Annotated in this window: 15 protein-coding genes and 1 pseudogene; 2 read left to right on the forward strand and 14 right to left on the reverse strand. The window is 62.6% G+C overall.

The window, feature by feature from the left end:
- On the reverse strand, positions 1–217 hold a 217-nt coding region (locus ATI53_RS17990), incomplete at its 3' end, for a transposase (protein WP_249033407.1).
- Between the two features lie 152 nt (positions 218–369).
- Here ATI53_RS17990 and ATI53_RS17995 point away from each other — a divergent pair.
- Both ATI53_RS17995 and ATI53_RS18000 read left to right on the forward strand, forming a co-directional pair.
- Positions 370–603 carry a hypothetical protein gene (locus tag ATI53_RS17995; RefSeq protein ID WP_146609954.1) on the forward strand — a complete coding sequence of 78 codons (234 nt, stop codon included), beginning with the start codon at positions 370–372 and terminating at the stop codon, positions 601–603.
- A gap of 108 nt (positions 604–711) precedes the next feature.
- Positions 712–1,056 (forward strand): annotated as a pseudogene (locus ATI53_RS18000) (transposase); the annotation flags it as partial.
- Positions 1,057–1,132: 76 nt separating this feature from the next.
- Here the strand turns inward: ATI53_RS18000 and ATI53_RS18005 are convergent.
- The 13 genes from ATI53_RS18005 to urtB all read right to left on the reverse strand — a co-directional run bounded on the left by ATI53_RS18005 (position 1,133) and on the right by urtB (position 13,984).
- The gene (locus tag ATI53_RS18005; RefSeq protein ID WP_240778645.1) at positions 1,133–3,376 is read right to left on the reverse strand and encodes a nitric oxide reductase activation protein NorD; all 2,244 of its coding nucleotides are present in this window, start codon (positions 3,374–3,376) and stop codon (positions 1,133–1,135) included.
- Complete coding sequence (locus ATI53_RS18010) at positions 3,363–4,166, reverse strand: CbbQ/NirQ/NorQ/GpvN family protein (RefSeq protein ID WP_111551028.1); 804 nt, start codon at positions 4,164–4,166, stop codon at positions 3,363–3,365. Before ATI53_RS18010 ends, ATI53_RS18005 begins: the two co-directional genes overlap by 14 nt.
- Before the next feature lie 141 nt (positions 4,167–4,307).
- Positions 4,308–5,351, reverse strand: coding sequence for an aliphatic amidase (locus ATI53_RS18015; protein ID WP_111551029.1), 1,044 nt, complete (start codon positions 5,349–5,351; stop codon positions 4,308–4,310).
- Positions 5,352–5,453: 102 nt separating this feature from the next.
- Positions 5,454–6,281, reverse strand: a complete 828-nt coding sequence (locus ATI53_RS18020; RefSeq protein ID WP_111551030.1) for an urease accessory protein UreD — start codon at positions 6,279–6,281, stop codon at positions 5,454–5,456.
- A complete protein-coding gene (gene ureG / locus ATI53_RS18025; protein WP_009506072.1) occupies positions 6,278–6,937 on the reverse strand; it encodes an urease accessory protein UreG in 660 nt (219 codons plus the stop codon). The genes ATI53_RS18020 and ureG overlap by 4 nt, the downstream gene beginning before the upstream one ends.
- Positions 6,934–8,646 carry an urease subunit alpha gene (gene ureC / locus ATI53_RS18030; RefSeq protein WP_009506073.1) on the reverse strand — a complete coding sequence of 571 codons (1,713 nt, stop codon included), beginning with the start codon at positions 8,644–8,646 and terminating at the stop codon, positions 6,934–6,936. The genes ureG and ureC overlap by 4 nt, the downstream gene beginning before the upstream one ends.
- A 2-nt stretch (positions 8,647–8,648) precedes the next feature.
- A complete protein-coding gene (locus ATI53_RS18035; protein ID WP_111551031.1) occupies positions 8,649–9,332 on the reverse strand; it encodes an urease subunit beta in 684 nt (227 codons plus the stop codon).
- A gap of 18 nt (positions 9,333–9,350) precedes the next feature.
- A complete protein-coding gene (locus ATI53_RS18040; RefSeq protein WP_111551032.1) occupies positions 9,351–10,034 on the reverse strand; it encodes an urease accessory protein UreF in 684 nt (227 codons plus the stop codon).
- Entirely contained in the window at positions 10,031–10,489 is a 459-nt protein-coding gene (locus ATI53_RS18045; protein WP_009506076.1) for an urease accessory protein UreE, read from the reverse strand. Before ATI53_RS18045 ends, ATI53_RS18040 begins: the two co-directional genes overlap by 4 nt.
- Positions 10,489–11,181: an urea ABC transporter ATP-binding subunit UrtE gene (gene urtE, locus ATI53_RS18050; protein WP_111551033.1), complete on the reverse strand. Its 693-nt coding sequence runs from the start codon at positions 11,179–11,181 to the stop codon at positions 10,489–10,491. The genes ATI53_RS18045 and urtE overlap by 1 nt, the downstream gene beginning before the upstream one ends.
- Positions 11,181–11,927 carry an urea ABC transporter ATP-binding protein UrtD gene (gene urtD / locus ATI53_RS18055; protein WP_111551034.1) on the reverse strand — a complete coding sequence of 249 codons (747 nt, stop codon included), beginning with the start codon at positions 11,925–11,927 and terminating at the stop codon, positions 11,181–11,183. Before urtD ends, urtE begins: the two co-directional genes overlap by 1 nt.
- A gap of 11 nt (positions 11,928–11,938) precedes the next feature.
- Complete coding sequence (gene urtC / locus ATI53_RS18060; protein WP_009506080.1) at positions 11,939–13,087, reverse strand: urea ABC transporter permease subunit UrtC; 1,149 nt, start codon at positions 13,085–13,087, stop codon at positions 11,939–11,941.
- Between the two features lie 3 nt (positions 13,088–13,090).
- Positions 13,091–13,984 carry an urea ABC transporter permease subunit UrtB gene (gene urtB / locus ATI53_RS18065; RefSeq protein ID WP_009506081.1) on the reverse strand — a complete coding sequence of 298 codons (894 nt, stop codon included), beginning with the start codon at positions 13,982–13,984 and terminating at the stop codon, positions 13,091–13,093.
- Positions 13,985–13,994: the final 10 nt, after the last annotated feature.

Consider the following 13,994-nt stretch of genomic DNA (forward strand, 5'->3'; position numbering starts at 1 on the left):
TATCCAAGTCGGGCGCCATCTTCACTGGCACGAACGCCGGACCGCTCTGGGTCGCGAACTCACCGTTCCGATACTGTCGCCGCCAGACGGTCAGCCAGACGGTCAGCAGCGAACGGCAGATGCCATGCCGCCGCGCTGTCGCTGAGACCTGCCGATGTCCCCCAAGGCTTTCTCGACCACCCTGATCTTGTCGGCATCGCTCCAGTGCCGACGACACGGCGTATCCTCGGTGGACAGGATCTCGATCCGGGGTGTGACCGTAAGGTCGACCATAACGTCGGACTTATCATCGCCTCCAACGCCCCGTCAGACGGCCCCCACCGGAGGGATACGGCATGCCAGGTCGTGCCGACCTTGCAGGCTTTGATCATGCTTGCGCTTCTGGCCGGCGGGATCGTCGCAGTCAACGACCGGTTTCGCGATAGGGACGGCGACATCGACGCCCTGCTTCGGATAAGCCGGGCCTGCACCGAAGGGCTGTTCTGGCGTAGCCGCAAGATTTCTGACCTGTTCGCCGAGGCCGAAAGCCTGGGCGTGGCGGCTGCGCTGAACGACGCGGCCAGAAAGCTGCCACTGGTGGAGCTCCGCCATGCGGCATCGTGATGTCCCGATCACGCGTGACGATGGGCGCGCGGGGATCGTGTTCGCGGTGTTCGCCGTCGGGGCGGTCTCGGCAGATTGCTTCGCAATTGCCTGCCGGGCAGCGGACGTGCCTGTGACGCGTGCCACTGCCACACCACCATCCGCGCGCGTGACGCTGTTCCGATCATCCCGATCCGAAAGAACGGGCGCCTGTGGAAAAAAGACTGCCCGGGCACAAAGGTCCGCAACGAAACCCTGCGCGCGACCCGACATTGCGGCAGCGCGCTATGGAAACGCTGGACCGGATACCACGCCCGCAGCCGGATCGAGGCGAAGATGCGCTGGCTGAAATCCTTCGGCGAACGCATCATGGCGAGAGACCCAGACCGCCAGAGCGCCGAATTCCACATTCGTATTGCACTCGTGACCCGCCTCAACGCCCTCGGCACCGCCGAAATCGTCCGCGTGGCATGAAACACCAGCGGGTGAAGATGCAGTCCCCTCAGTCCCCTCAGGCGCGAGTTGCGCAAAAGCGCCCTTCAGATGGCAGCTATTTGCTCAGCCGGAAAAAGATTTCCGTAAGTTTTTCGGGCAGCGCCCTGATGTTTTCAAAGGTCTGAACATGGTTTTGCCCAAAAATTTCAGAATGCCGTTGCCTGTCGGGGCTGCCAAGGGCGATGCAAAAACAATCTATTCCACGTACCGTCAGGGACTGGACCGCGCGCTTTGCGTCCGCCACAAGATAATCCGGGTCAGGCACGTCGATGTCCGATGGCTCACCATCCGTAAGGATCAGAACAAGCTTGCGATGAGTTGGTACCGGGTCAAGCGTGCGACCCGCAAGGCGTATCCCGGCGCCGATCCGCGTGGACCAGGCAGGTTTCAACCCTGACAGGGCCATCCCGGTCGCCATGCCGACGGGTTCATCGAACCCTTTGACCAGAACGGTGCGAACATCCTCTCGCCCGCATGAGGAAAAAGCAGTTATCGCCAGCGGATCGCCCAGCTGCTCCATCGCCTGCGCAAGAATGGCCGCCGCGTCGCGTTCCAGATCCAAAACGCTGCCGGCACCCGTCTCAGCACCCGTTGACAGCGACGTATCCAGCAGCAGATGCACGGCGATTGATCGCACCGGGGCAGAGATCCCCTGATAAACCCGATGGTCGGGCGTTTGCCCGCCGCGATGGGCAATCGCTGAACTGATGGCGGCGTCCAGATCCAGCGTCTCGCCCTCGGACTGGCGTTTAAGGCGCTTGCGACGCCCGACATTCGCCTGTCTTACAAGCGTTTCCGTGCGCTTTACGAGCGCGGCGTGGCGCTGGGTAAGCTTGTCCCAAAACCGGGGATCGCCCGGTCCCGGGTCGTATCTGTTGACGGTGACCCAGTCGGGGCGTTCAATCCGGGCGGCATAGTCATATTCCGAAAGCTGTGTCACACGCGCGCCGTCGGTTGGTTCCGATGGTGCAATGGCGATGGCTTCGTCGGGGGGATCATCTGCGGGGGGCTGTGGGCTGTGATCCGTGGCGCCGCCTTGATCCGTTTTGCCCAGGTCCCGGGTTTCCACTGGCATTTCGATCTGTTCAGCCGGTGGTTGGTGCATCGCATCAGGAAAGGCCCACAGACCAAGGTTATCATCACGATACACAGGTTGCACCACATAGCCTTTTGCGTTGAACTGCACTCGGGTCTGGCCCAGATCGTTGCCCAACAGGTTGCCGATATGACGCGAGATCGCGGGATCTGCCAATCGTTCACGATGGGCATTGAACAGATCAACCCCCTTGGCGACCCAGCCGTGTTCCGGGGGGAAATCAGGATCGAACAGCGCACGCGCAAGCCGGGTAAACAGGGATGGCGCGGTCGCCACACCCCCAGGTTCGGCATTGTGAAACGGGGCCCAAAGGCGCCGCAGCCCCGGCATGTCACGCAGCGCCAGCGTTTCGACGCGGGCGTCCTCGATCAACGAGACCACCGCGATTTGCATGGGCTTGAGCTGCCCGATCTCGAAACACGGCCCGCCGTAGGCGAAATGCGCACCGATATGGGCCAAGGCGGCGCGGTATAAAAGCCGCTCGTTGCCCCCATGACCCGGCAAACTGGGCGGCAGTTGCACGACACCCGCCGCAAAAGACGCCCGCCCTATCGCGCGCCCACTCGGGTCGGGCAGCGCCTCGCGCAGTGGTACGTTGCGTCCCCAGAGCGCCGTGTGGAATGCCTCAAGACCCCGTTCAAGCGATTGAAAGGTCTCGTCGCCAGCGTGGCGTTCCAGTAGACGCTGCGCTTCGGGCAGTTCCAGGCGAAAATACGCAAGCCGTCGCGCCGCATCACGCCCGGCCAGCCGCAACCCGGTGTCAATCCACGCGGATAACGCTTGGGGCGCCAATCGACCCGTCAGCATGTCCATGCGTTCCAGCAGCGGCAACACGCTTTCGGGTGCCGTTGCAAGCAGGCCAAGCATCATGGCCTGCCAGTTCAGGAATGTGCTTTCGTCCATGTCGCGCGACATGGACGCTGCGGTCGACAGATAGATCGCTGCGATACGGGGGCGGGTTTTGATCGCCACCCGCGACGTGACTGTGCCAAGCGACAGGGCAACCTGCGGGCCCAGCCGTTCCGCCACCTGCCGGGCCGTCGTGGCGAATACCCGTGGAACCTCCCCGCCGTACCCTGCCCCGGCCAGCCGGGCATGTGCCGCAGAAAATGCCCCAAGGCTTTCCCCCGGGAACGCGGCCAGCGTGGCATCGGGCCAGGACGCTTTCACTGCAAGATCCACCATGTCGTCAGGCACAGGCATCCACGGCAGCGTCAAGCGCCGCGCGCATGTCGGGATCATCCGTGATCGGGGTGACGACCGCCAAAGAACAGGCTTGCCGCAGCGTCAAGCCCTCGGCAACGAGCCGCCCGGCATGGATCAGCATTCGGGTCGAGGCCCCTTCGTTCAGACCATGGCCGCGCAGGTTTCGACTTTTGCCCGCGATCTGCACCAGCTTGCGAGCCAACCCATCCGAAATTCCGGCCTGTGCTGCGACGATGCTACCTTCCACTGCCGGGTCGGGGTAGCCGAAATCCATCGCGCAGAAGCGCTGCTTGGTGCTTTCCTTGAGGTCCTTCAGGACCGATTGGTAGCCGGGGTTATAGGAAATCACGAGCTGGAAATCCGGATGCGCCGTGAGCAGCTCGCCCTTTTTCTCAAGCGGAAGAATACGGCGATCATCCGTCAGCGCGTGGATGATCACGGTGGTGTCTTGGCGTGCCTCGACCACCTCATCCAGATAGCAAATGCCCCCGAAGCGCACCGCCAGGGTCAGGGGGCCATCCTGCCAATGCGTGCCCTCGGGGCCCAGCAGATACCGCCCCACCAGATCGGACGCGGTCATGTCTTCGTGACACGACACCGTGACCAGAGGCCGCCGAAGTTTCCAGGCCATGTGTTCGACAAAACGGGTCTTGCCACACCCCGTCGGGCCCTTGAGCATCACCGGAAGGCGCGCGCCATATGCTGCGGTGTAATACGCGATTTCGTCGTTCGACGCCTGATAGGCGGGCTGCTCGGTGATGCGCCAGGCATCGAGGGTTTGGGTCATCGTCGGCTCCTGTCGCGGCGCGCATGAAAAAAGGCGACCCGGTCCGGCATCTGCCATGCCGTGAACCGGATCGCAGTCGATGGCCACCGCCGGGGTCTGGTGGCCATCCGGCGCAAAGCACCCTGCGCCGGAGGTCTCAGGTCAGCGGTGTTCGCTTGCCATGTCTTCGTTCGGGATCCCCTCGATCGGGCTTTCCGAAGTGCCGACGGTCGACCGGGTCATGGCCTCGACCGCCTCGCGCGTGCCTTCGGGGTCTTCGACCCACTTGCGGTAAAAGTCATACGGCATCGCGCAGGCCCCCTTGTCGCCATCACCGGAATTGATCATCCCGGTGTAGCCACGGTGCACGAGCTTGAAGAGATGGTTGTTCGACTGCATCGTGCTGCGCGCTTCGCGGATCATCGGCACCGAAAGTTGCGCATACTGGATGCCCATTTCCTCGGTGCCGCATTCGCCCAACGAACGACCGTCAAAGCCGATGATGGCCGAGTGCCCGAAATACGAATATACACCGTCAAAGCCGGTGGCGTTGGCCACGGCGACATAGCAGTTGTTCGCCCATGCCATGCACTTTGACATCATCACCTGCTGTTCCTTGGCCGGGTACATGTAGCCCTGGCATCGCACGATCAGTTCCGCCCCCTTCATGGCGCAGTCACGCCAAATTTCGGGGTAGTTGCCATCGTCGCAGATGATCAGCGAAATCTTGAGGCCCTTTGGGCCTTCGCAAACATAGGTGCAATCGCCGGGGTACCAGCCCTCAATCGGCACCCAAGGCATGATTTTGCGGTATTTTTGAACAATTTCGCCCTTGTTGTTCATCAGGATCAGGGTGTTGTACGGTGCCTTGTTGGGGTGCTGTTCGTGGCGCTCGCCCGTCAGCGAGAACACCCCCCAGACGTCGGCCTCGCGGCAGGCGGCGGCAAAAATTTCTGTCTCATCGCCCGGAATGGTCGAGGCGGTCTCGTACATTTCCGTTTCATCATACATGATGCCGTGGGTCGAATATTCGGGAAAAACCGCCAGATCCATGCCCGGCAGACCCTTTTTCATACCCTTCAGCATTTCCGCGAGGTTTTTCGCGTTTTCAAGCACTTCAGCACGCGTATGAAGCCGCGGCATCTTGTAATTTACGACGGCCACGCCGACCGTATTGTTGCTGCTTCCGATGTCACCGTGGTGCATTTCCTGGTCTCCTGTCTGGTTGGGTCGTGTGGCCAGATGCAAGTGTTGCACCCGGTTGATTTCATTGCCGCAGCGGGTGCCGCGACAAACAGGACAAGACGCTTACTTGCGCCTCGCATGGGGCGCGGCACCTGTCAGCGATTGGCGCGCCGCGCGCCATGCCGTGACAAGCGCGCGGCCAAGGGCAACGCCATCGGTGGCGATGAAGCGCAGGATCGAAATGTCGCGATCAGGAAATTCCGATAGCCCCGCGTAAACGCCCGGCTCTGCCGCGATGGCGGTTGCCATGGGCGCGCCCGTTTCCGGCAACCCCGCCGCGACAATCATGCCCGCGCAGCGCGCCCCGCCCGTCCGCGTCAGCCACGCCCCGCCCGACAGCGCGAACCGGTCCAGCATCAGCGGCCCGCCCGGCCCGGCGATGGACACACTGTTTCGCAGATAATCGAAGGCCCGCCCGTCGCCATCTGGATCATGGATCAGCTGGGCATCGGCCATCAGCAGCCGCGCCCCCTGCTCCAGCCGTGCCGACACGCGGTTGTCCAATCGGCTGCCCGACATCAAAATCGCCGGATCCGGCAGATATTCCAGCAGCGCGCCATCCCTGACGTCCAGCTGCACATCCTGCACCGCGCCGGGCCGTCCGCGTGCATCATGCACAACGCTGGATGCCTGGGTCGTGACATGCGCCGCCGCGCCCGGTTCGAGCGAGATCGACAACCCTAGATCGTCGTCGCCATAAAGCCCCCCCGACGAGCTTTGCAGGTATAGCGTTGCCATTCCCTGCGGGTCGCCCGGATGCCGGAACGGGCGGGTAATATGAAACGGGTGCGGGGTCAGCTGACCCATCAGATGCGTGCGCCCCGCCACATCGCGAAACGTCAGCCGCGCCCTGACCGGGCGGCCACGCGATATTGCGGCGCCTGATTTCACGCCGGGATCTCGTGGAACAGCACTTCGCGGGCGATGGTGTCGGCGATCGTTTCGATGCCCTCGACCGTTGCGCCCTTGCAGCGGCATCCGATCACCTGGGCGGTACCGCGGATCTGGCGGGCCTCGGCCAGAATCGCGTCGGCATCGACAAAGACATGCGGGGCCAGATCAAGTTTGTTGATGACCAGCAGATCCGATTGCAAGATGCCGGGGCCACGTTTGCGCGGAATATCGTCGCCCTGCGCCACGTCGATCACGAACATCCACCAATCAACAAGATCAAGCGAGAAGGTCGAGGCAAGATTGTCGCCCCCGCTTTCGATGACAACCAGATCCAGATCGGGGAACGCCGCCTCCAGATCGTCCGCCGCCGCGATGTTCAGCGTCGGGTCTTCGCGAATGACGGTGTGGGGGCAAGCGCCTGCCTCGACCGCAAGCACGCGGTCGGGATCAATCAGCCCCCCGGCCTGTAGGCGGCGGGCGTCTTCCTTGGTGACCAGATCGTTGGTCACAACGGCGATTTCGATGCCGCGCGCTTTGAATACGGGGATCAGCGCCTCGATCAGGGCGGTCTTTCCGGATCCTACGGGGCCGCCGATGCCGATCCGTGCAGCACCGGGGCGTTTCGCATCGGCTGTCGAGGAAATGACGTTCATCGCAGCATGTACCTTTGTGCAAGGGGCAGTTCGGTGGCGGGTTCGCAAGTGGCCAATTCACCGTCGACAAAGACCTCGAAGGTCGCAGGATCGACCCGGATGTCCGGGCATGCATCATTCAGGTGCATGTCGGATTTGCGCAGGTGGCGCGTGCCGACCGCGGGCAGCAGCGGCTTGGTCAGGCCTAGATCCGCATCCAACCCGTCCTCGATCGCAAGAGGATTGACAAAACACGCCCCCAGCGCCGGTGCGGCCTTGCCAAAGGCCCCCCATTGCGGGCGCATGATCAATGGTTCGCAGGTCATCAACGAGGCCGCGCTGTCGCCCATTGCGCCCCAGGCGATGAAGCCTCCCTTGACCACCAGTTCCGGTTTCACACCGAAATAACCCGGCCGCCACAGCACGATGTCCGCCAGCTTGCCCGGCTCGATCGAGCCGACGTGTTTTTCGATACCGAAACAGCGGGCGGCGTTGATCGTGTACTTGGCGATGAAACGCTTGATGCGCAAGTTGTCCCCCTTGGCCGAGGTTTCATCCGGCAACCGCCCCCGCTGCTCCCGCATCTTTGACGCCAGTTGCCAGGTGCGCGAAATCACCTCGTGGATGCGCCCCATGCCCTGGCTGTCGGACCCAAGCATCGAGATCGCGCCGATGTCGTGCAAGACATCTTCGGCCGCGATGGTCTGAGCGCGGATGCGGCTTTCGGCAAAGGCCACGTCTTCGGGGATCGACGGCGACAGGTGATGGCACACCATGGTCATGTCGAGATGTTCGTCAAACGTGTTGACCGTGAACGGGTTCGTCGGGTTGGTCGACGAGGGCAGGCAATTGGCCACCCCCGCAACGCGGATGATGTCGGGGGCGTGCCCGCCGCCCGCGCCCTCGGTGTGATACATATGAATGGCGCGCCCGCCGATGGCGGCAAGCGTGTCTTCGACAAAGCCGCTTTCGTTCAGGGTGTCGGTGTGCAGTTGCACCTGAAAATCCAGCTCATCGGCCGCGCTGAGACAGGCGTCGATGGCGGCGGGCATCGCGCCCCAGTCTTCGTGAATTTTCAGCCCCAAGCAGCCGGTGCGGATCTGTTCGTGCATGGCATCGGGTCGGTGGGCGTTGCCGCGCCCCAGAAAGCCAAAGTTCATCGGCCAGTGTTCTGCGGCCTGAAGCATCTTGCCGGTGTTGAACGGCCCGCCGGAATCAATGCCCACGGTGATCGGTCCAAGCGAGCCGCCCAGCATGGTCGTGATGCCCGACGACATGGCGTGTTCAACCAGCTGCGCGCTGTCAAAATGCACATGCACGTCGATGGCGCCCGCGGTGGCGATCATACCTTCGGCGTCGCGCACGGTGGTGCCGGCCCCGACGATCAGGCGCGGATCGACGCCGTTCATCACGTCGGGGTTGCCCGCCTTGCCGATGGCGACGATCTTGCCGTCCTTGATGCCGATGTCGCCCTTGACGATGCCGGCCACCGCATCAATCACCACGACATTGCAGATCAACATGTCCAGGGCGCCCTGCGCCGAGGTCACGCCGACCGCAAGACCAAGCCCGTCGCGTAGCGTCTTGCCGCCGCCATGCAGGCATTCGTCGCCGTAGCTGGTGTAATCATGCTCGATCTCGGCCCAAAGCTGGGTGTCACCCAGCCGCATCAGGTCGCCGGTGGTCGGTCCGAACATGGCCGCGTATTCTGCGCGTGTCATCGTGACCATGATCAGGCCCCCCTGAATCCGGCCGCTCTGGCGCGTTCCAGCGCCGTATCGCGATCCGCGCCATTGGTAAGGTTGTTGAGCCCGGACAGTTGTTTGGTGCCGCCGAAATCACACAGGCTGACCTCTTTTTCCTGGCCCGGCTCAAAGCGCACGGCGGTGCCCGCCGGAATATCCAGTCGATAACCAAAGGCGGCCTTGCGGTCGAAATCCAGCGCCTTGTTGGTTTCAAAAAAATGGTAGTGGCTGCCGACCTGCACGGGGCGATCGCCGGTGTTCTTGACCACCAGCGCGACGCGCGCGCGCCCGGCGTTCAGTTCAATTTCACCCTCGGCGGCGCGGATTTCGCCGGGAATGCCAACGCGGCCGTCGGGGGTGTTGTCGCCGGGGCGGATCGGGTCGTGCACCGTAACCAGCTTGGTGCCGTCGGGAAACACGCCTTCGACCTGGATCATCGGCAGCAGATCGGCGACGCCCTCCATCACGTCGTCGGAACTCAGGATCGTTGAGCCAAAGGAAATCAGGTCCGCGACAGAGCGCCCGTCGCGCGCGCCTTCGAGAATTTCGTCACAAATCAGCGCCACCGCTTCGGGCGCGTTCAACACCCGGCCACGAGCGCGGCGCTTTCGTGCCAGCTCTGCCGCCGTGAAAATCGTGAGCCTTTCCAGCTCGGTCGGGGTGAGAAGCATATCTCGTGTCTCCGGTCCTTAATTGGCGAACAGGCTGATCTGTTCAGCCGTCCGGCGTTGCGCCGCGATTTCGACAAGGGGGGCAAAGGCACCGGGGTATTCTGGCGCGGGGCATGACAAGCCGGCCACCATCGCATTGGCCGCCGCCGCAAGCACCGCCTGCGCATCCAGCGCCCCGAGCTTGCCAAGCCGGACCGCAGCCGATGTCACACCCGTCACGACGGTGTTGAGCGCGCCGACCTCGGCCTGCGACAGATCCAGCCCCAGCCCGGCGCCAAGCATGCCCTGCACGATCGGCTCATAGCCGGTTGCCTCGGGGGGCGCGTTGGCGCGCAGATGGTCCTGATAGGCCTTGGCCCCCGGTGTGGCGATGCGTGCGTGCACCGTCAGCAACGACCGCCCGATGCGACGGGAGGCGCGGGCCAAGCGTTCGACGGTGTTCTGCAAATGGCATCGGGTATCGATCTGATACAGGGCGTCAGGATCTTGCGCGCTGGCAAAGGCTTGACGCAAGAAGGGGCGATCAAAATCGAGCCAACGCGGAATCACCTGTCCGTCCAGCAGTTGGTGGAGATCTGTAGCGGATTTAACCCGCCCCTCGTTCACCAGTGTTTCCAACCCGGATGAAAACGCAAACGCCCCCGACGGGAATGCGCTGTCGCAACATTGCAGCATCCGCAACTGAGAGCGCAGATCGGTCATGCGGGCTGTCCCTCGCGCGCGGGCAGCACGATGATTTCCCCGGCCTCGATCATTGGCGCAAGGCGGTCATGATAAACACGGTCCTCGGTTTCGATCGCGACAAGCAGTTCTTCGCCATCAAAGCGCACGCGCCAGTGCAGGTTGCCGCAAAGGTACCCCAGCCGCAGGGCGACTGCGCTGTTGGCCGCAGCCAGCCGCAGCCAGCGTTCGGTTTCAACCCGCACCACCAGCGCGCCCGCGTCATCAAGCGCCAGCACCGCACCATCGTAAAGCGGCGTATCGCGGGGCAGCGCAACAGCGATTTCGTGCCCCGCTTCGGTGACACACCGCAGCCGCCGCCGCGCCAGATCCGCAGGCGGCAGACGCAGCACATCCACCGCGTGGTGGTGTTCCAAATGATGCAGCGCGTCGTGAAAATCTGCCGATTTTCCCAAAATATCCGTGAACATCCGCATCAGATTGCCATGTGCTTGTTGACCATCTCGTCGGTCAGGGTTTCGATCGCGCCGGATTCAACCGCCGTTCCGTGTTCGATCATCGCAAAGGCCTTGGCGGCGCGGCGCACGAAGTGGACGTTCTGTTCAACCAACAAAATGGTCAGGCCAAATTCGCTGTTGAGCCGGATGATAATGTCTTCGATCTGCGCGACGATGTTGGGCTGGATGCCCTCGGTCGGCTCGTCCATCAGCAGCACGCGGGGCTTGCACGCCAGCGCACGCGCGATGGCAAGCTGTTGTTGCTGCCCCCCCGACAGGACACCGCCGGGACGGTCGAGGTTTTCGATAAGATAGGGGAACAGTTCTGGCACGATGTCCGGGATGCGGCGCGTGCCCCCGGCCGCAAAGCCGCCCATCAGAATATTCTCGCGGATCGAAAAGTCGGGAATGATCATCCGTCCCTGCGGGACGTAGGCAATGCCTGCGCGCGCACGTTCATGGGTCGCAAGCCGCGCGATGGGCTTGTCGCCAAGCGTGATCTGCCCCTCGGAGCGGTCGGTCAGCCCCAGGATGGTGCGCAACAGCGTGGTCTTGCCCACCCCGTTGCGCCCCAGAATCCCGAGAATTGCGCCTTCGGGGGCGGCGACAGTCATGTCGTGCAGCGCCTGGCTGCGACCATAAAAGCTATCTACGTTTGAAAGGGACAGCATCAGTGTGCCCCCCCCGACCCAAGATAGGCGTCGCGAACCGCCGGATCCTGTTCGATCTTTGCCATCGGCCCTTCGGCCAGCAGCCGGCCCAGATGCATCACGGTGACGCGCTCGGCGATCTTGCGCACAAAGGCCATGTCGTGTTCGACCACCAGCAACGTGTGGTTGCCCTTGAGCTTCAGGATAATGTCCGCGGTCTTGAGCGTTTCGGCCTGCGTCATGCCTGCGGTCGGTTCATCCAGCAGGATCACCCGCGCCTGTTGGGTGATCAGCATACCCAGTTCCAGCCATTGCATCTGTCCATGACTGAGATCGCCGGCGATGACATCCAGCACCGGCTCCAACCCGGTCAGCGCGATGACCTCGTCGATACGCGCCCGGTCGGCGGGGGCCATCCCCAGCCGCAGGTTGCGGAAAACGCGCGGCTCGTGGCTGACCGCGACGCGCAGGTTGTCGTGCACCGTCAGGTCACGGAAGACCGAGGGGATCTGGAATTTGCGCCCCACCCCGGCCCGAGCGATCTGGTGCTCTGGCCGGTTGGTGATGTCGCGCCCGAACAGGCGCACTTCACCACCCGTCGAGGCTGTCTTGCCGCTGATCAGATCCATCAGCGTCGTCTTGCCCGCCCCGTTGGGGCCAAGCACAACGCGCAGTTCGCCTTCGTTTATGACGGTGGTCATCCCGTCCACTGCCTTGAAACCGCTGAAATCCACTTCCAGCGCGTCGATCGTGAGTGCCGCAACCATACCCGCGCCCCCTATTCTGCCGGGGCGCCGGAACGCGCCGCCTGTTTGTCGCCGCTGCCGCGCGCGCTGCTGATGCGGCCAAGAAGATCCTGCGCCAGCCCGGCAAGACCGCGCGGCATGTACAGGACGACCAGCACAAAGATGACGCCGATGATCAGCTTCCACGCTTCCTGAAACATCTCGGTTTCCGAGGCCGTGGCTTCGATGGTGTTGATCAGGATCGCGCCAATGGCCGCCCCGATCAGCGACGAGCGTCCGCCCACCGCTGCCCAGACAACCATCGAAATCGAAAAGGTGATGTCCAGAAACGACGGCGATGCAAATTCAGCGGCGATCACATACAGCATCCCGGCAAAGCCCGCGATGCCGGCCGAAACGGTGAAAAAGAACACCTGATAGGCCGCGACGTCATACCCCAGATACCGCGAGCGGTTGGGGTCGTCGCGCGTCGATTGCAGGATCAGCCCGGCGCGGGTCGACACCAACCAGCGGGTCAGCAACAGCACCACGCAGGTCGAAACCGCCACGACGTAATAGGTCGAGACCATGTAGGGATCAAACTCGATCCCCGCCACCGTCAGCCAGCCAAGATCGGTCAACCCGTTGAAACCATTGGTGATCGGTTGCGCGTCGATGATCAAAAGCCGCACCAGCAGCACCAACGCCAGCGTGATGATCGCAACATAAACGCCCGACACCCGCAGCCGGAAGATCGCCGATGACAGCACCAGCGCGATAAGCACCGGAAGCACGATCGCCATGGCCATGCCGAACCATTGCGACTGGAACGGCAGCCATAACCATGAGCCCTGAACGATGCAGCACAACTCGGTCGGGGCACCCGGTTCGGCGTTCCAAAGCATGAAATCGGGCACCGGCATGTCGCTGCCCTGCTGCGTCGAAGTGTAGCTTTGCAGCTTGAGCGACATGGCAACCATGTACGCCCCCAGCCCAAAGAACAGCCCCTGCCCCAGGTTCAGGATACCGGCGTAGCCCCAGCTAAGTGCAATAGCGATGCCCAGCATGCCATAGACCAGATACTTTGAAATCCGGTTCAGCCAGAAGACATCGTCCATCACCAGCGGCAGACCCAGCACGGTGACGATGAATAGCGCATAGATGCCCCAATCGCCCAGCTTGAACAGCGTGTTGCCTGTCATGGGTTACCTCGACCGGAAAGAGAAAAGGCCGCGCGGGCGCCAAAGGATGATGGCGATCACCACACCAAAGACGATGGCGCGGGCCAGAATGTCATTTGTCAAAATGGCGAAAACGCCGTTGATTTGCCCCAGCATCGCCGATGCCAGAACCGTGCCTAACAGCGATCCAACCCCCCCGACGACGACGACCAGAAATCCGTCCACCACGGTCGAAGCGCCCATCTCGGGCATGACCGTCTTGAACCCCGCCAGCAGCACCCCCGCGACCCCGGCCAGGCCCGAGCCATACGCAAAGGTAAAGGCAGACACCCGGCGCACGTCGATACCGCAGGCCGCCGCGATCTGCGGGTTGCGCATGATGGCCCGCACCTGCACGCCCATCGAGGTGCGGTACATCAGGAACCATGTCAGCAGTGTCAGCAACAAGGTTACGAGGATGATGAAGCTGCGATAGGTCTGGATCGGCACCCCGGCGATCTCGAACGGCTGTGTCAGGAAGGATGGCACATCCATGCTTTGTAGCCCCGGCCCCAACCCATCGACGTGAATACCGAAAAAGCTCAGGCCAAATTCAAGCCGAATGAGTTGTTGCAGCACGATGGCAACGCCCCAGGTGGCGAGCAGGGTGTCGATGATGCGCCCATACAGCCGACGGATCACCAGCCTTTCCAGCGCCAGCCCCAGCAACGCCGAGACCATAAAGGCCAGTGGAAGAGCGAATAAAAGGTTCAAGTTCAGGTAAATGCCTGACAGCACCCCCGTATAGGCGCCGATCATCACCAATTCACCATGGGCCATGTTGATCACCCCCATCGCGCCATAGGTGATGGACAGTCCAAGCGCGATCAGCAGCAGGATCGACGACAGCGACAGTCCGATAAACAGGGTTTCCGTCATGGCCAAGGTC

It is taken from the genome of Salipiger aestuarii, from assembly GCF_003259905.1.
GTDB classification, from domain to species: domain Bacteria; phylum Pseudomonadota; class Alphaproteobacteria; order Rhodobacterales; family Rhodobacteraceae; genus Salipiger; species Salipiger aestuarii.